This is a genomic window from Rhizobium sp. RSm-3 (assembly GCF_001854685.1).
Lineage (GTDB): Bacteria > Pseudomonadota > Alphaproteobacteria > Rhizobiales > Rhizobiaceae > Rhizobium > Rhizobium ecuadorense.
The window spans coordinates 533,978-551,018 of the sequence record NZ_MAWZ01000001.1; the positions used below are offsets into that span (position 1 = coordinate 533,978).

Below are 17,041 nucleotides of genomic sequence, written 5' to 3' on the forward strand. Positions count from 1 at the left end.
CGTGTGGCCCCCTCATCCGCATCATGAAACCTTCTGGTCCATAAGCCGTTATCGTGCTTATGACCGGCGCTAAACTCAAACCGCAATCGGTTGACGGCACCGAACCGCAAGGTTCCGAGACGTCGCTCGAGGAGAAGGAATCGACTGTCGAGGTCGTGCCGCCGCCAGATGTCCCCCCGCCGGATGTCATCGAGCCCGGTCCGGAGCTGACGCCCGAGGAGGCCGAGCAGGCGCGCAAGAAGTATCTGCTCAAGCGTTTCTGGATCAGCGCCCGGCATTACTGGGGCCGCGGCGGCGACAGGCTCGCCTGGCCGTGCACACTCGGGCTGCTGGCCCTGATCGGCATCAATGTCGGCTTCCAATATGGAATCAATCTGTGGAATCGGGCGATTTTCGACGCCATCGAGCGACACGATGCCGGCACCGTCTATTTCCTCAGCGCCGTCTTCGTGCCGCTGGTGCTCGGCACCGTCGCCGTCGTCACCACACAGGTCGCGCTTCGCATGATGATCCAGCGCCGCTGGCGGTCCTGGCTGACAACTGCGGTCATCGGGCGCTGGCTGGCAAACGGCCGTTACTATCAGCTGAACCTGATCGGCGGCGACCACAAGAACCCCGAGGCGCGCATTTCCGAAGATTTGCGGATTGCCACCGAAGCCCCCGTCGATTTCATCGCCGGCGTCATTTCCGCATTCCTGGCGGCTTCGACCTTCATCGTCGTGCTGTGGACGATCGGCGGGGCATTGACGCTGCCGATCGCCGGTTTCACCGTCACCATTCCCGGCTTTCTCGTCGTCACCGCTGTCCTCTATGCCGCGATCACCTCCAGTTCGATGGCGGTGATCGGCCGCCATTTCGTCCAGGTCTCCGAGACCAAAAACCAGACGGAGGCCGAATTTCGCTACACGCTGACGCATGTGCGGGAAAACGGCGAGAGCATCGCATTGCTCGGCGGTGAAGAGGAGGAACGCAACGACCTCGACAAAACCTTCACCAATGTGCTCGGGCAATGGGCGCTGCTTGCCCGCCAGCACATGCGCACGACGCTGGTGTCGCATGGATCGATGCTGATTGCCCCGGTCGTGCCGGTCTTGCTATGCGCGCCGAAGTTTCTCGAAGGCAGCATGACGCTCGGACAGGTCATGCAGGCAGCGTCAGCTTTCGCCATCGTCCAGGGCGCGTTCGGATGGCTGGTCGACAACTATCCCCGTCTTGCCGATTGGAACGCCTGTGCCCGGCGCGTCGCTTCGCTGATGATGTCGCTCGACGGGTTGGAGCGGGCCGAACAGAGCGACGCGCTCGGGCGCATCAAACGCGGCGAAACGGAAGGCGAAGCGATGCTCAGCCTCAACGATCTCTCCGTGTCGCTTGACGACGGCACCGCCGTGGTCACGGAAACCCGGGTGGCGATCGAACCCGGCGAACGGGTGCTGGTCGCCGGAGAATCCGGGTCGGGCAAGAGCACGCTGGTGCGGGCCATTTCAGGTCTTTGGCCGTGGGGCGACGGCAGCGTCAATTTTCACGCCGACCGCCGCTTGTTCATGTTGCCGCAACGGCCCTACATCCCGTCGGGCACGCTGCGCCGGGCAGTCGCCTATCCCGGCGCCGCCGATAGCTGGACGCTTGATAAGATCAAGGATGCCCTCAAAAAGGTCGGACTGGACTATCTGAACGACAGGATCGAAGAAGACGCGCCCTGGGACCAGACCTTGTCCGGCGGCGAAAAGCAGCGGCTCGCCTTTGCGCGCCTCCTGCTGCACACGCCCGATATCATCGTGCTCGATGAAGCAACCTCGGCCCTCGATGAAAAGAGCCAGGACAAGATGATGCAGATGGTGATCGAGGAATTGCCGGAGGTGACCATTATCAGCGTCGCGCATCGCGCCGAGCTCGAAGTCTTCCATAGCCGCAAAATCACCCTGGAGCGGCGCGAGGGCGGCGCAAAGCTGGTCAGCGATATCGACCTGATCAAGCGCACGAAAAAACGGAACCTGCTGTCACGCGTTTTGGAGAACCGGCGCTCCCTGTCGAAGGCCGGCACGGCCGCGAGCAAATCGGCGCAGCCGCGCGATAGACACTGACGTTGGCTTGGTCGGGTGCGCGGAGTGCCCTCGCTTGTCGGATACGCAGCTTCACGCTTCTGGCTATTGCTCATTCCGGGGTAGGTCGTCTGTGATGTCGTAGTAGTCGCCTTTATCTGCGACAAAGATATGCATTTTCAGTTTGGTTTCGGTCGGGCTATCAAATGCACCCATCGCGACAGCAATCCAGTCTCGATGCGGTGGATCCCAAAACAGCGATGATCCACATACCGTGCAAAATCCACGCCTGACCTTTTCCGAGGATTGATACCAGGTGACGCTTTCGCCTCCGCGGATCGTGATCTGACGTCGAGGCACGTCGGTTGAAGCGAAAAAGTGCCCGGATTGTTTTCGGCATTTGGAGCAGTGGCATGCGTCCGGCGCTTGCAGATCGCCTTCGATCTCAAAAGTTACAGCGCCGCACAGACAGGATCCTTTGTGCATAAGTGTTCCTCTCAAAAGCCCAATCTTGCCTTTAAACCTGCGCCGAGGATCCGGCTGCTGCGCCCGTCAGCCGGGTCACGCGTCCGGGAGGGCTTGTAGGCCTAGACTTGAGCGCCTCTCCGCACATTGCCGCCCATTTCCGCTCTCGTCGATCACCCCGCATCGGCCGAACCGCTTAACGCGAGGCCGCCTCGCTTGCGACAGCCGCGCCCTCGCGTTTCCGGCTCGGCGCCACCGGGATCAGCCAGGTGGTGAAGAAGGTCAGCACTGCGACGACCACCACGCCCCAGAAGCTCCAATGCAGCGCCGCATTGAAGACGGCGCGGATCGCCGGGTCGGCGGCGAGCGCCGAAAGCCCGGTCGGCTGGTTCAGCGCTTCGTGCAGGCCGGCCGCCGCCTCGCCGCCGGCATAATGATTGATGCCGGCATTGAGGATGGCGCCGAGCACGGTGGCGCCAAGCGTATTGCCGAGACTGCGGGCAAAGATGATCGAGGCGGTGGCGCTGCCGCGCATCGACCATTCGACGCTGTCCTGCACCAGCACGATGCTGGTGAGGCTGATCAGGCCCATGCCGAAGCCCATGAAGAAGGAGCCGGCGCCGGCAAGTGCCGGCGAACTCTCCGGCGTCAGGAACAGCAGGAAACAGGCGCCGAACGGAAACAGCAGGCTGCCGACGCGCAGCGTCCGGCGAATGCCGAAGGCTTTATAGAAGCGGCTGGAAAGCATCACCGCCAGCGGCCAGCCGACGACCAGCATGGTCAGCGTGAAGCCGGCAACGATCGGCGACCGGCCGAGCACGCCCTGTACATAGATCGGCAGGATGGTGGAAAGCCCGATCAGCGCCATGCCGGCCAAGAGCGTCGCCGCATTGCTGGTGGCGATCAGCCGGCGGCTCCAGAGCGGGATCGAAATGATCGGCTCCGGCGCCCGTTTCTCCTGGGCGAGAAAGAGCAGGCCCGCAATGACGAAGACGGCAAAGAGCGTCAGCAGGATCCAGGCGCCGGCATCGGTTTCCGTCAGCATGACGAGCAGCGCCACGATCGAGATCGAAAACAGCACCGATCCGAGGTAATCGATCTTTGCCTGCTTGTGCGCCACCTCCTCCTTCAGGAAGATCATGAAGGCGATGATCGAGAGAATGCCGATCGGCAGGTTGATCCAGAAGATCCAGGCCCAGGAGATATTGTCGACGATGATGCCGCCGGCCAGCGGCCCGACGACGGCCGAGGTCGCCCAGACGGTCGCCATCGCGCCCTGCACGCGGCCGCGCTCCTCGAGTTTGAAGAGATCGCCGATGATCGTCATCGTCACCGGCTGGATGGCGCCGGCACCCAGCCCCTGCAGCAGGCGGAACAGCACCAGCGACATCATCGACCAGGCAAGCCCGCAGAGCAAAGAGCCGACGAGGAAGATCAGGATGCCGCCGATCAGCACCGGCTTGCGCCCAAAGATGTCGGAAAGCTTGCCGTAGATCACCGTCGTCGTCGATTGCGCCAGCAGGAAGGCCGAAAACACCCAGCTGTAATAGGAAAAACCGCCGAGCTGGCCGACGATGCGCGGCATCGCGGTTGCCACGATCGTCGCCTCGATCGCCACCATGAAAGTGGCGAACATGATGGTCGCGACGACAAGCACGCGGTTCGAGCGATGCGCTGCATTCGACATGACAATCCTCTTCGGGTGCTCCGCGGACGCCGGGGATATCGGCAGGCTGGGTAGGGCGATCGCCGCTTGCGGAGGGATGCGGTACTATTACGTCCTGGAAACCGGCCGGTAAAGCAGTTCTCACGGCAACTGTTGTTTTATGCGGTTCAGGCCGCCGAGCAAAGGCCCGGCGCCCTCAACGCCGGGCCTTCATTCTGTCAGGAGTCAGGCGGATATCCGCGATATCCTCATTGCGGGCAGGCCTCGCCGCCCGAGCCGGTATTCCCGGAACCGGCGGTGCAACCCGGCGTCGGCTTGAGATCGGGATTGACGCCACCGGGATTGATCGTGCTGCGGCCGCTGTTGAGCTCGACGCCGCCCGTGCCCGTGGTATTGCCGCTCGTGCTGCCGGTCGTGCCGGAATCGGTGCCGACGGAACCGCTGCCCGGCGAATTGGCGCCGGCAGAGCCGGTGCCAGCCGAACCGGTGCCGGCGGAACCCACACCCGAACTCCCCGATCCGCCGATAACAGGCGCCACCGAAAGCCGCCCACTGGAATCCGCCCCGCCTGCCGTCTGCGCCAACGCCGAGCCGGCAAGGCCGATGGAAAGCAGCGATATCGCGATGAATTTGCAGGACATGATTTTCTCCATCCTTGTTGCCTCAAAGGGGAACCCAAGCGGCGGCGGCATTGTTCCTTAACGACTGCTCGAAACGCCAGCTGAGAAATATGTCGCACCCGCCGAAATGGATCCTCTATTGTCCCGTGATTGGATATGATGATGTGTTGATGGGATTTCTTATGGGGATTGCTTACGTCGGGAGAACATGCGAGTATCGAATCGATTATGAGGAAGGGTGATGTTTTTAAAAGATCATGAGCGGGATGGCGTTTACGCGCTCCTTGTGAGGACCATCGAAGCTGGGCAGGAACATGAGAAGGCCGCCAAGGATATGGCGGACGCGCAGGAGCGGCTGCGTATCGCCAACGAAGCGATTACCTCGATCAGGGCCGCCTTGCGAGCCTTCGGCTTTAGCAACGATGCTGACCTTTGGAATAACGTCGGAGAAGCTTTGGGAATGGATCGGTATGCCAAGGCGTTTGACTTGGCCGGCGTCCCGCGCCCTGCCCATCTTCAAGGCCCTTTGATAGAGGGTTCGACCAGCAAGGAGACTCTCGGTAATGTCCAGTCGTTGCCGATGGAAGCCGTTGCGAATGAAACACTATCGATACGCGAGTGGATCATACAGATCCTTAAGGCCGAAGGCGACAAAGGCACCAAGGCTGCCGACGTAAAGGACTTTCTAAGCGCGATCGGATTGACTGGTATGCATGAGAAGACCGTGGGAATGACACTCTACCGACTTTCTAAGGAGGGGGTAGCGCGTCGAAGCGGAAGGATGTGGTATTATTTGGGATCGAACACCGATGACAAAGATTTGGCCGAAGGCAGCGCGCGAACGACGCCTCCGGCCAATATATTCGAATGAAAGGAGGTGCCATATGGAGCCTCCATAGTTCATCCAAGGCTTCCCGGAGAAAGTCATCCTACATGACCCAATCCGGCAGGGGCGCAAGGCCCTCGGGGCGAGGCGCGAATGCCTCGTTCCACCACATCATGAAACCGTACCATACGGTCCGTGCGGCCGTCAAATAGAGGTGCCATCAAGAGCGCCGCCGAAAGCCGCCCACTGGAATCCGCCCCGCCTGCCGTCTGCGCCAGCGCCGGGCCGGCAAAGCCGATGGAAAGCAGCGATATCGCGATGAATTTGCAGGGCATGGTTTTCTCCATCCTTGTTGTCTCAAGGGGAGAACCAGTGCGGCGGCGGCATTGTTCCTGTCGGTTGCGGTTTTCAGGCGATTGATGGCATAGATCGCGGCTCCTGGACCGAGGAGGAGTCGGTTCTTCTAGATAAAGCGTACGCATCGCCTCGTTTTCGGCAGAGCGCTAGGTAGGTTTCGGATTGTTGAGATTGCTTATTTTACGATGGGAGTTCCCGCTGTTTCCAGCGCTTTTTGCGCTGGCGTCCCACTTCGTCTTCGTATTCCAAGAGTTCTATAAACCCGGCCCGAAAAGCTGGGAGACCTCAATGCTTGGCATTCCTATTTTAGCTTATTTATTCGCGAACGTTTTCTCGATCCTCGTCGATCCGACACCTGCATCGACGCTGCTGGCTTCAATGCTACTGGCCTTACTGGCGACGGCTCTTCCGTGCTTATGTTTAGCGATCTATTTCCTTTATTCGCGCCAGATCGCCCGCAAACCTAACCCTGAGATTTCAACCGCCAAGGCGTTAGGCATTGCGTTCTTAAGCCTGTCTCTGGTTGGGTTAGCTGCCTATGGCATGGCTCAAGTTCCCGCATGCACCAACGCGAGGTGCCGAAGTGGAGTCGAGCTGTTTGGTCATTTCAGATTTGCCGCGTTTTACCTGATCTGCCTTGTCGGCGGGTGGATCACCCTGTTTTCGCTCCTGACTCTCCATGAAGTTTTGAGGCGGTTTCTCAAGTCAGCTATCAAACGATGACGGCGTTGTGTCTGCGGCGTCACAAACGCCGTTACGCTGTCGGGAAAGGCGAGTCTGTGCGATATTACGCAGCCACCCCGTCATTCGTCATCCATCAAATGAAACTCCCGCGCGGCCTGAGGGCAGAGAAGGCGGAACTGCTCGATCAGCGGCGGCATCCCCGAAGCGCACGAGACGTCTGAATTCTCTGGTAGTGGGAAAGTGACACTCTGCGGTGTTCCGGCAGAGTGTTCGAAGGACAGCGTGCCTTCGCTGCAATTGGCGGTGGAACGGAAAGTGTCTTCCCCATTCTCTTTCGTGTACATCGCCACGCACTGCTTGACGGTCAGTTTGCCGCCATGGGCTGTTGTCTCCCATCCTGCGTCGCGCTTGCAATATTCCTGGAAATCGGCCCGAGTGAGCTTGCCTTCCATCACTGCTGTGCTTGTATCGGTGCCGGTCTTGCTGACGAGCGTTCCGTTCCATCCGGCACATGAGGCGAGAGGGAAGTCTTTTGCCTGAGCAGCGGACAGGGTAAATGTGAAAAGCGCGATGCTTAAAAGCGATGTCCGCATAGATCCTCCTAATTGCTAAACCTGCTCGCGTTCGATCGATATCAGTCGCGCATATTTATATAAGGGGCAGCCAGCCGGCCTGAGTTGAAGATGTCTTCAAACTGTTGAAGGCTTGCCCACCGACTGGGCAAAGCTGTCACTAGCAACGACTGAGAGGGCGGCTGTTTGCAGAGTCGCGTCGACGAGACGCATTAGGCTGGCCGGTGTTAGACCTTAGGGTGTGTCCACTCACAAACCGCCAGCTTATCGCTTCGCGCAGTCCTTTATATGTCGCGGCTTGCCGTCGTAGGCCACAGCCGATGTGAGTACGAGGGCTCAATTATAGGTCAATTGACTACTACAACATATGAGCGCGATATTGATGAATGCAATACAACTCAAGGGAGGCCATCAGATGGAGAACCCTTTGATTGCACGTCGCGTCGCAACCATTTCTCGGGCTGCACTTGTGGCTGGCGCCTATCTAACGGCATCCCTCGCAGCGTCTCATGCGAATGCAGACGATCAGATCAGAAATGGCGGTTTCGAGAACAGCTGCATACCCGGTTCCGCAACATGCTCCGAATGGACACTCATCCCGCCTAATTCGGCGGTCACCCAGGATCCCCACACCGAAAAATATAGCGTGGCAATCGGCGGGCTTGGAGGGGGCACGGGAGGGGTCACACAGCTGGTTGAGCTGAAAAGCCACATCTACAGTTTTTCATTTTGGTACAAAGCTAGTAGCGGGTATGCGGGATTAACCCCGCTAATTGCCAGAGTTGGAACCAGGACGGTGTTCGCTGCTATGGTGAAGCCTGAGACCAATTGGACACTGTATCAAGTTCCCGTGCAGGTCGATAAAGACGGGCCGACGGATGTGCACATATTCACGGAGAACGCTCCCCATTATGCTGGACCTATGATTCTCATCGATGATGTCCAGTTAATGGAGTAAGCCAGGCGAGAGGCATGCAGTCAGTGAAGTCCGCAGCTACACTTGTCCGGATAGATCGAAAATCGCCACATCGTCCTGCGTCTCCCGCAGCCCCTTGTATGACGCATGCCTGAGTTTGCCGTCATGGGTCCACGCTCGATACTCGATCTCGGCAACAAGCTTCGGATTGACGAACACCGCGTTTCGCTTGCGCCCGGTGTCGACCGCCGGCTTACCGATGATCAGCTTGGGAATGCTTCAGCAGCATCTCCGGTGAGTTCCAGCCGCTTAAGGTCGGGCAATCGCCCCGCGTCAATCACCAGATTCAAAAGCCGGCTGAAATTTTGTGTGTCCCAATCAACCGTAGCCCGGTCTGCAGCGGTGCTTGAAGCCACACTATCACCGTGAACAATTTTGCTGCGTAGAGCGTAAAGGTCTCTCATTCGGTTTGATACCTCCAGCCGCCCTTCGTAGTCGCTTGCAAGGATCAAGGCAGCACGCAATCGAAGGCGATAGGTGATCTCCGTTCTTTCATCGCTCGTGGCCAACAGGGATTCAAACGCCGTCGCTAGGTCGATCGCACTTTGTCCTGTTTCTACGCGGCGTCTAGCGGAGTTTAACCGCGCGGCTGCGTTCGCACATGCGCGCTTGACGTTACCACTTAACGACAGAAACCGATTAATCGGTTCAACGTGCTCGTCTTCCAATGTGACGGTCGAGAATCGCGGCGGTCGTCCCTCATACCGAGCCGGCATATGTCCCCATCCAAACTCGGCGTCCGCGAAATCCGTGTCCTCATACTCGCCCCAAGCTGCTCCAACCACCGGAGCTGAATCAGTTGCTGTCGTAATAGCGAGCGCGAGTTCAGAGAATGCGGAATAATCATGCCGATGTGATTTAACATCTGTTGAGAAGGTCATCTCCACCTTCTGGATCATTCCGGCAACATCGGATGGCGTTGCGGCCATGAAAGATCGAGGCCCCTCATAAACGTACCTTAGTTGATTGGAATGCCAAGACGGTCGCATGTTTCCAAGCGGCAGCAATTGAACCCCGTTGGCGAATGCGCAGTCCCGGACGACCTTGACGCCGATAAGTTCGGCACACTGTCGGGAGACGAATTTCTCCACGGAGAAAATAGCATGGAGCCACCTCAAGGTATCCTCTGGCCCCCTCGCTGCAAGGGGTCGATTAATATACTGCGAAAGCATAGACGGGTGGAGCTGCAGCTGGTGCGCTCCTGCGAATACTTGCCGCCCCTTTCCGAAAACCTCGTGCGCTTCTAAGGCCTTGCGCAGTTTACCCCATACCGTAGTCGGCTTCCCGGCAGAGACAGGAGTAAGAGGATTTCGTAATCTCTTTGCTGCGGGATAAGCTGCCTCCAGCGCAGCGAGCACCGCTTGATCTTCTGCGATATTCATACGTCGATTCCCCGAATAGGCTACCTACCACGGCCCTCCAGCTGGAAGCTTTAAACTCTTCGACGGGTGCTTCTGGTCATCCCGCAGCCGATTTGCCGCCTTCGCTCCCGGCGCGCTCCATAGAACAACGGACCTTTGCCGCCATCGGCGTTCGACTAGCCCCCGAGCAGTGTGCTGATCAATGCCAAAGCGCCACTTGCCATCAAATTCCCTGCTGCGCCAGCCAACGCTGTGCGCGCGTCTGTCAACAATCCCCGCAGTACACCTTGATTGGGTTCAGGTTTTTCAGACTCAACAATCAAGGCGTCCACAGCCGACGATAGTGACCGCCCGTCCGCCCCCGCGCTGACAAGAAGTTCATGGCCAGTACGGAGCTGCTGCGCAAGGTCGCGTACCGACGTCAGGTTCATGTTCCCGCCGACAATATCGCGGACGCTGTTCTGGCCACCGACCACGCCAACGATCGTTCCGACAGACCCTATAGTGATGGACGCATCGCGCTGCGCGGCTGATTTCTCTTCTTGGCTGAATGACATTCCATCCCCCCTTATTCCATTCTTTTCAAGAGCTATCGCCCAATCAAGAACCATGTTGCGAACTGTGTCTAAGATGCCCGCTAAGTCAGACCTTCCAATAAAGACAGACATCTGTGGAAGTTGAACCCGCGTGCCAGTGTTTAAAGCGTCAACTACATTGCGGTTCATCGGCGTGTGAAATGTCGTCTCCGCCTTGTCAGCAAGCAAGTCCTCAATCTGCGCTACGGATTGACCTGTGCTTGTCCCGCTGATTTTTTCGTATACCTCAGCAGTTACCTGTATTCCGATCCAACCCCGGAACGGATTAAAAGCCTTTGGGATACCTTTAAATTTGCGGTAGGGAGGCACGGGGCCATCGTAACCATGAAGCTCGGCCTCCACCCACGTTTCGATAGTGGGCAGCTGCAATTTCGCAGCCGCCAGCTTTACCTTCCGCAGAAGCGTCGAAACACCGACATCAGGATTGAGGGCATCTCGCTGTATCTCTTCTACCAGCCCAAGCATCAATGAAGCTTTCGAATCCCTTAGATGGTCTCCCGCCAATCAATACCAGTGCGCGCATAATAAGCCAGAGGTTGTGTATTGCTGCACCAATTTTTCGCCAGTGGAAACGCCGACGCGGTGATGCCCCGCCGCGTGCTCAGATGCTGTGCCGCGCAGAGCAGATGTGCTCGGATCGGCTTCAGGTGCAACGTTGGCTAAACCGGCAAGGTCGAGCGTCTTGAGAGACGCGAGTTTGTCCGCTGGCCTTTCAACGTGTCGACCAGATGGAGCGGGACGCGGCGCTTGAATTGTGCGTTAGCCGTCCCTTTGCGTGTTGTCGGTTTAGCCATTCGAAACGCCATTGATCTGCCGTGTGTCCCTGTCGTGGGGCTCAGTCGGCAGCTGTCGAGACATTGATATCATTGAATGATTAATGAAATCAAAGGAGAAAGGGAAGGCTGGTGCCGCTTGCAGGACTCGAACCTGCGACCCCATCATTACGAATGATGTGCTCTACCACCTGAGCTAAAGCGGCATCTCACGGCCGAAGCATGCGGCCCGCGATTTGCATGGCGCTGATACAGCCATTGTCCGAAGATTTCAAGCGCCCTGTCATGGCTTTGGCAAAAAAGAGGGTAGGGGCGGCGAGTTCAGGTTCAGAGGCTGAGCCGGGCGCGGGCGGCCTTGTATTCGGCCTCCAGCCGGTCGACGAGTTTGGCCACCGGCTCGACGGCCTTGACGGCGCTGATGCCCTGGCCGCTGCCCCAGATGTCCTTCCAGGCCTTGGCGCCGCCGACCGCCTGCTCGAAATCCATCTTCGAGACATCAGCGGCGGGCAGGTTATCCGGGTCCATGCCGGCGGCGACGATCGAGGGTTTGAGATAGTTGCCGTGCACGCCGGTGAAATAGTTGGAGTAGACGATATCGCCGGCAGCGCCTTCGACGATCGCTTGCTTGTAGGCCTCGGTGGCGCGCGCTTCTTCAGTGGCGATGAAGGGCGAGCCGATATAGGCCATGTCGGCGCCCATCGCTTCTGCGGCGAGGATGGCGCCGCCGGTCGAAATCGCGCCGGCAAGCAGCAGCGGCCCGTCGAACCATTCGCGGATTTCCTGGACGAGCGCGAAGGGCGACAGCGTGCCGGCATGGCCTCCGGCTCCGGCTGCGACCGCAATCAGCCCGTCCGCGCCCTTGCGGATGGCCGAATGGGCATGGCGGTTGTTGATAATGTCGTGCAGCACGATGCCGCCATAGGAATGCACGGCGGCGTTGACCTCGGGCACGGCGCCGAGCGAGGAGATCACGACCGGCACCTTGTATTTGACGCAGAGCGACAGGTCGTGCTCCAGCCGCTTGTTCGACATGTGGACAATCTGGTTGACGGCAAAGGGGGCGGCCGGCCTGTCGGGATGAGCGGCGTCGTGGCGGGTAAGCTCTTCGGTGATCTCGGCCAGCCATTCGTCGAGCTGGCTTGCCGGCCGGGCGTTCAGCGCCGGAAACGCCCCGATGACACCCGCCTTGCACTGTGCCAGCGTCAGCGCCGGATGCGAGATGATGAACAGCGGCGAGCCGATGACCGGCAGTCTCAATTTGTCGCTGAGGATCGGGGGCAGGGCCATGCTTGACGCTTCCATTGACGTTTACGAAAACGTCAATCTCATAACAGAGAAGAAAAGCCGATAAAAGAGCGGCTGCCACGCCTTCGTCGATTTCTGCCCGAATATAGGCGGCTGACAAAGCTGGTAGAATAAGGTCCGCAAGCGGCAAAACCTGGCGATTATCCCCGCCGATCCGCTGCAGCCGGGCCTGCAAGGCTTGCGGTTTGCCGCGCTTGCCGCTACCGAATTTTGATGGAGAACGGCGGGGATTGCAGTCCGATGCCGGGTTCAAGGTGAAGGACTTGAAGTGAGCGGATTAGAAACGGCCATCAGAACAGCGCTCGACAATTCCGATCGCGACAATCCGGAGGTTCGAGCGAGGATCTACCAGTCGGCCCGCCAGGCGCTTGAAGCCGGCCTGCGCAAGCAGGATATCACCGAGACCGAGGTCGTCGCCCATCATCGCCATCGCCTGGAAAGCACCATCCACGCCATCGAAAGCGAGGAGCGCGACCGCCTGCACCCACGCCAGAGGCCGCCTGAAGTGCCCGTGCCGCCCGTCGTGGAAATGCCGGCGCCGCCGGTTCACACGGGCGATGTCGGCGATATCGACAATCTGATCGACAGCCCCGTGGCCGCAGGCGAGACCCGCGCTCCCGAGGTGGCCCACAGCCGCGGCGACGATTTCAGCCTCGACGACGTGCATGCCGGCAGCGCCGATCATCTGGCTGCCGCCCCGGTCGGCGAGGAGCGGCTTACCCGCGGTCAGCGCGCCACCAACATGGATTTCCGCCCGGAGCGGGCGGCAGGCCGCCGCAAGCCGCGCAAATTCTTTTCCAGGCTTCTCGTCTGGTGCGTGCTGCTGGCCTTCATCGGCATCGGCGCCTGGTGGGCGCATACGTCGGGCCTGCTGATGACGGCCGCCGAGCGCGACACCAGCGTCGCCAATCCACCCGCCAGCACCCAGCCCGAGGATTTCACCGGCAATGACGACAGCGCCGGCAATGCCGCCCCTCACACCGACGAGCCGGTAACGATCGATCCGCAGAACAGCTTTTCGGCCGATTGGATCCCGCTGTTCAAGCCCGACGATGCCGACAAGATCCAGAGCGGCCCGCGGGCGCGCACCGAAAAGATCGCCGAGAATGACGGTCCCGCCATTCGCCTGATTTCCGAGAGCGGTGCGGCCGATGGCAATATCTCGATCAGCGTGCCCGCTTCGGTGCTGCAGCAGCTTGCCGGCAAATCCTCGACCATCGCGCTGACGCTGCAATCCACAAGCGACGAGCCGACGCAGGTGACCGTCGAATGCAATTTCCAGTCGCTCGGCAATTGCGCCCGCCATCGCTTCAACGTCACCCGCGAAAAATCGGATGCGCTGCTGCAGGTGAAATTCGACCGCTCGCTGGCGCCGAATGCGCCGGGCACGCTGACGATCAACAGCGATCTCGACGGCAAGGCGCGCGGCATCAACCTCTTCGCCATCCGCATCCTGCCGGGGCAATAATCCGGCTCCGGCAAAGCCGATGGCCCCAGCCTCGGCAAAGCCGATGGCCTCGGTCCCAGCAAAGCTGGTAGCCCCAGCCCCGGCGCGCCTCGTCAGAGAACCCTATTTCAGGAATCCGGGCCCTGAGCCGATGATCTCCTTGTCGACCGTGCCGAGCGCCTTCTCGTCCTTGCCGTCATAGTCCATCCTGTTCAGCATGTGGCGGATGATTTCGAGGCGCGTCCGCCGCTTGTCGTTGGCGCGGATCACCGTCCAGGGCGCGAAATCCGTATGGGTTTCCTTCAGCATGCGATTGCGCTTTTCGCTGTAGTCGCCCCACTTCATCAGCGCGGCGATGTCCATCGACGACAGTTTCCAGACTTTCAGCGGATCGTGCCTGCGGTCGTGGAAACGCTTCAGCTGCATTTCGCGGCCGATATCGAGATAGAATTTGAAGAAGAAGATGCCCTCATGGGCGATGATCTTTTCGAGCTGCGGCGCCTGCTTGAGAAAATCCTCATATTGCTGCGGCGTGCAGAAGCCCATGACCGGCTCGACGCCGGCGCGGTTGTACCAGGAACGGTCGAACAGCACGAATTCGCCTGATGTCGGGAACTGCGCGACATAACGCTGGAAATACCATTGCCCCTGTTCGCGCTCTGTGGGCTTGGTCAGCGCCACGACGCGTGCAAGGCGGGGGTTCATATTCTCCGAGGAGGCCGAGATCGCGCCGCCCTTGCCGGCAGCATCGCGCCCTTCAAACAGCGCCATCACCCGCTTGCCTGAGGCCTGCAGCCAGAACTGCACCTTGACGAGCTCTATCTGCAGCTTTTCCAGCTGCTCGACATAGTCCTCTTCCTTAAGCTTCTTCTTGTGGGGAAAGTCGCCTGAGGCAAGAGCATGTTCCTCCACCCAGTCCGGCAGGATGGGATCGTCGACATCGAAGATGCGTTGCTTTCCACGGATCTCCAGCTCCACGGCCCTGCTTTCGACGGTCTCGGCCATATGTTCCTCCTCAGCCCGATCGGTTCTTATTGCAGGCGAACATATTTACCGTTGAAAATCAAATCTTTCGCATTCGCCGATAATTTTTCGGGGGTTTCGGCTACGGCCTTTCGCATCAAAGCGGCAGCCCGAAAACTTCTGTCATGAATTGCCGCTATCAGGCAGAGTTCAATATAGAGAAAAACGAATCGACGCCGCGAGGGCACTTGCAAGACCAAACTCCGTGGAGAAAAAGCCTGTTGGCGCGCATCCGGCGCGAACGGCCGGTGCTGCTGGCGGCGATCCTCAGCGCACTCGCCGCGCTTGCCGCCGGTATGAACAAATGGGTGGTGCTCATCCTGCTGCTCGTGATGGTCGTCACCGCGCTTTTCAATGAGGCGCCCGTCATCAAGGACGAACCGGCCGCGCCCGTTGAGATCAAGCCGGAGGTGTCGCCGAGCCGCCTGCCTGAGGTGTCCGCCACGCTCTCCGGCCTCGATATCCCGGTCATGGTGCTGTCGGACGATGCCTCGGTGCTCTTCCAGAACCGCGCTGCCGAAAAGGCCTTCGGCGAGGTGGCGCTCGGCGCCCATATATCCGGCCGCATGCGTTCGCCCGGCGTGCTCGACATGGTGCGCGAAACCATCGCCACCAACGCGCCGAACCAGATCGAGCATGCCGAGCGGCTGCCGTCGGAGCGCGTCTATATCGTCCGCAGCGCCCCGGTCGAATTTTCGGCCGAAGGCGGGCCGCAGGAGCGCTATTTCATCCTCTCCTTCCGCGATATTTCAGAGGTCCGCCGCATCGACCGCATGCGGTCGGATTTCGTCGCCAATGCCAGCCATGAGCTGCGCACGCCGCTTGCGTCGCTGCGCGGCTTCATCGAGACCATCCAGGGACCGGCGAAGAACGATCTGAAGGCGCAGGCGCGTTTCCTCGCCATCATGTTCGATCAGACGACGCGCATGAGCCGGCTGGTCGACGACCTCTTGTCGCTGTCGCGGCTGGAGCTGAAATCGCATATCGCGCCGGATGAGAAGGTCGATCTGGTGCCGCTGCTCGGCCATGTCCGGGATTCGCTGGTGCCGCTCGCAAAAGATGTCGGCGTCGACATCGACCTGCATCTGCCCGACGGCAAGGTCGAGGTGCTGGGAGACCGCGACGAGCTGGTCCAGGTGTTCGAGAACCTGATGGAAAATGCCTGCAAATACGGCCAGGAGGGCAAGATCGTCGATGTCTGGCTGAAGAACGGCGCCGGCCAGCCCGTCGAGGTCAGCATCGTCGACAAGGGACCGGGCATTCCGGCCGAGCATGTGCCGCGCCTGACCGAGCGCTTCTACCGCGTCAGCATCGAGGACAGCCGCTCGAAAAAAGGCACCGGCCTCGGCCTCGCCATCGTCAAACACATCCTCACCCGCCACAGGGCGCGGCTGATCGTCAAGTCAGAAGTCGGCAAGGGCACCGATTTCACCGTGCGGTTCTAATGACCGAATGGAGAGGCTGCCCCTCACCCTAACCCTCTCCCCGCAGGCGGGGAGAGGGGACCTGTCGCTCTCGTATGGCACGTCCCCTCTCCCCGTAAAACGGGGAGAGGGTTAGGGTGAGGGGCAAATCACACGGAACGACATCGATGAGAGGCCCTAAGCCGAAAACCACCGCCCGAGCGCGATCGTTGCGTCAGTCGGACAATGACGCGGAAGGCAAACTATGGAATGAGCTGCGCGATCGGCGGCTCAACGGACATAAATTCGTCCGGCAATTGCCGATCGGTCCCTATTTTGCGGATTTCGCCTGTCGTGAACTGCGGCTGGTGATCGAAATCGACGGCAGCCAACACGCAGGCAATCGACGCGACGCAATTCGGGATGTCTTCATGACCGGCAACGGCTGGTCGGTCGTTCGCTTCTGGAACGTGGATGTGCTCAGAGAACTGTCGTCCGTGCTGGAGACGATCGTTGCGATTTGTGACGGACGGCTGACCGAACGCGTGGAAGCGACGGATTTGCGGTTCTTTCCGGCAGCGGGCGATTAGCGATGGCGTGCTGTGCCCGCCCCTCACCCTAACCCTCTCCCCGTAAAAACGGGGAGAGGGGACTTGCCCCGCGAGACGTTGGCGAGGGACGGACAGGTCGCGGCCATGCTCCTTCGCCCCGTAAAACGGGGAGAAGGTGCCGGCAGGCGGATGAGGGGCAGATACACGGTACGATCTCAATGAAAGGATGCAAGAGTCTTCACTTTCTGGTGTGTTATGTGGTTATGCAACACAAAGTAGTTAAGCGGCCAAAAATTCAGATCCCTGTGACGCATCCACTCCAGGTGTGTAAAAATTGATGTTGAATATCAAAAACTTAACCTGTCACAAATGTTTCA

At 59.6% G+C, this 17,041-nt stretch carries 15 protein-coding genes, 1 tRNA gene and 1 pseudogene; 7 read left to right on the forward strand and 10 right to left on the reverse strand.

Features of this window, described 5'->3' with window-relative positions:
- Positions 1 to 59: 59 nt before the first annotated feature.
- Entirely contained in the window at positions 60 to 2,081 is a 2,022-nt protein-coding gene (locus BBJ66_RS02620) for an ABC transporter ATP-binding protein/permease (protein ID WP_071084771.1), read from the forward strand.
- 63 nt (positions 2,082 to 2,144) lie between these two features.
- On the opposite strand, the gene BBJ66_RS02625 is transcribed toward BBJ66_RS02620, so the two are convergent.
- The 3 genes from BBJ66_RS02625 to BBJ66_RS02635 all read right to left on the reverse strand — a co-directional run bounded on the left by BBJ66_RS02625 (position 2,145) and on the right by BBJ66_RS02635 (position 4,811).
- On the reverse strand, positions 2,145 to 2,525 hold the full coding sequence (locus tag BBJ66_RS02625; RefSeq protein ID WP_071084773.1) for a GFA family protein: 381 nt from the start codon (positions 2,523 to 2,525) through the stop codon (positions 2,145 to 2,147).
- 175 nt (positions 2,526 to 2,700) lie between these two features.
- On the reverse strand, positions 2,701 to 4,191 hold the full coding sequence (locus tag BBJ66_RS02630; RefSeq protein WP_071084775.1) for an MDR family MFS transporter: 1,491 nt from the start codon (positions 4,189 to 4,191) through the stop codon (positions 2,701 to 2,703).
- A 227-nt stretch (positions 4,192 to 4,418) separates the two neighbouring features.
- Positions 4,419 to 4,811: a hypothetical protein gene (locus BBJ66_RS02635; RefSeq protein WP_071084995.1), complete on the reverse strand. Its 393-nt coding sequence runs from the start codon at positions 4,809 to 4,811 to the stop codon at positions 4,419 to 4,421.
- Between the two features lie 220 nt (positions 4,812 to 5,031).
- On the opposite strand from BBJ66_RS02635, the gene BBJ66_RS02640 reads away from it, so the two are divergent.
- A complete protein-coding gene (locus BBJ66_RS02640) occupies positions 5,032 to 5,661 on the forward strand; it encodes a hypothetical protein (RefSeq protein ID WP_071084777.1) in 630 nt (209 codons plus the stop codon).
- Positions 5,662 to 6,261: 600 nt separating this feature from the next.
- The gene (locus BBJ66_RS02645) at positions 6,262 to 6,696 is read left to right on the forward strand and encodes a hypothetical protein (protein WP_128146117.1); all 435 of its coding nucleotides are present in this window, start codon (positions 6,262 to 6,264) and stop codon (positions 6,694 to 6,696) included.
- An 80-nt stretch (positions 6,697 to 6,776) separates the two neighbouring features.
- Here BBJ66_RS02645 and BBJ66_RS02650 read toward each other — a convergent pair whose 3' ends face one another.
- Positions 6,777 to 7,250, reverse strand: a complete 474-nt coding sequence (locus BBJ66_RS02650) for a hypothetical protein (protein WP_071084781.1) — start codon at positions 7,248 to 7,250, stop codon at positions 6,777 to 6,779.
- A gap of 394 nt (positions 7,251 to 7,644) precedes the next feature.
- On the opposite strand from BBJ66_RS02650, the gene BBJ66_RS02655 reads away from it, so the two are divergent.
- Positions 7,645 to 8,187, forward strand: coding sequence for a carbohydrate binding domain-containing protein (locus BBJ66_RS02655; protein ID WP_128146116.1), 543 nt, complete (start codon positions 7,645 to 7,647; stop codon positions 8,185 to 8,187).
- 36 nt (positions 8,188 to 8,223) lie between these two features.
- Here BBJ66_RS02655 and BBJ66_RS02660 read toward each other — a convergent pair.
- The 5 genes and pseudogenes from BBJ66_RS02660 to BBJ66_RS02680 all read right to left on the reverse strand — a co-directional run.
- Positions 8,224 to 8,415 (reverse strand): annotated as a pseudogene (locus BBJ66_RS02660) (ATP dependent DNA ligase); the annotation flags it as partial.
- Entirely contained in the window at positions 8,409 to 9,587 is a 1,179-nt protein-coding gene (locus tag BBJ66_RS35735; RefSeq protein WP_071084785.1) for a HEPN domain-containing protein, read from the reverse strand. The pseudogene BBJ66_RS02660 and the gene BBJ66_RS35735, both read right to left, overlap by 7 nt.
- A 155-nt stretch (positions 9,588 to 9,742) precedes the next feature.
- A complete protein-coding gene (locus BBJ66_RS02670; protein WP_071084787.1) occupies positions 9,743 to 10,627 on the reverse strand; it encodes an AbiTii domain-containing protein in 885 nt (294 codons plus the stop codon).
- Positions 10,628 to 11,065: 438 nt separating this feature from the next.
- A tRNA-Thr gene (locus tag BBJ66_RS02675) sits at positions 11,066 to 11,141 on the reverse strand.
- A 121-nt stretch (positions 11,142 to 11,262) separates the two neighbouring features.
- Positions 11,263 to 12,222 carry an NAD(P)H-dependent flavin oxidoreductase gene (locus tag BBJ66_RS02680; RefSeq protein WP_071084790.1) on the reverse strand — a complete coding sequence of 320 codons (960 nt, stop codon included), beginning with the start codon at positions 12,220 to 12,222 and terminating at the stop codon, positions 11,263 to 11,265.
- Between the two features lie 286 nt (positions 12,223 to 12,508).
- On the opposite strand from BBJ66_RS02680, the gene BBJ66_RS02685 reads away from it, so the two are divergent.
- The gene (locus BBJ66_RS02685) at positions 12,509 to 13,708 is read left to right on the forward strand and encodes a regulator (protein ID WP_071084792.1); all 1,200 of its coding nucleotides are present in this window, start codon (positions 12,509 to 12,511) and stop codon (positions 13,706 to 13,708) included.
- Between the two features lie 102 nt (positions 13,709 to 13,810).
- Here the strand turns inward: BBJ66_RS02685 and ppk2 are convergent, their stop codons facing one another.
- Positions 13,811 to 14,692 carry a polyphosphate kinase 2 gene (gene ppk2 / locus BBJ66_RS02690; RefSeq protein ID WP_071084795.1) on the reverse strand — a complete coding sequence of 294 codons (882 nt, stop codon included), beginning with the start codon at positions 14,690 to 14,692 and terminating at the stop codon, positions 13,811 to 13,813.
- A gap of 239 nt (positions 14,693 to 14,931) precedes the next feature.
- Between ppk2 and phoR the strand changes: the two genes are divergently transcribed.
- Together phoR and BBJ66_RS02700 are read left to right on the forward strand one after the other, a co-directional pair.
- Positions 14,932 to 16,155 carry a phosphate regulon sensor histidine kinase PhoR gene (gene phoR, locus BBJ66_RS02695; protein ID WP_071084797.1) on the forward strand — a complete coding sequence of 408 codons (1,224 nt, stop codon included), beginning with the start codon at positions 14,932 to 14,934 and terminating at the stop codon, positions 16,153 to 16,155.
- A 146-nt stretch (positions 16,156 to 16,301) separates the two neighbouring features.
- Positions 16,302 to 16,703, forward strand: coding sequence for an endonuclease domain-containing protein (locus tag BBJ66_RS02700; RefSeq protein WP_071084799.1), 402 nt, complete (start codon positions 16,302 to 16,304; stop codon positions 16,701 to 16,703).
- The last annotated feature ends 338 nt before the right edge of the window (positions 16,704 to 17,041 follow it).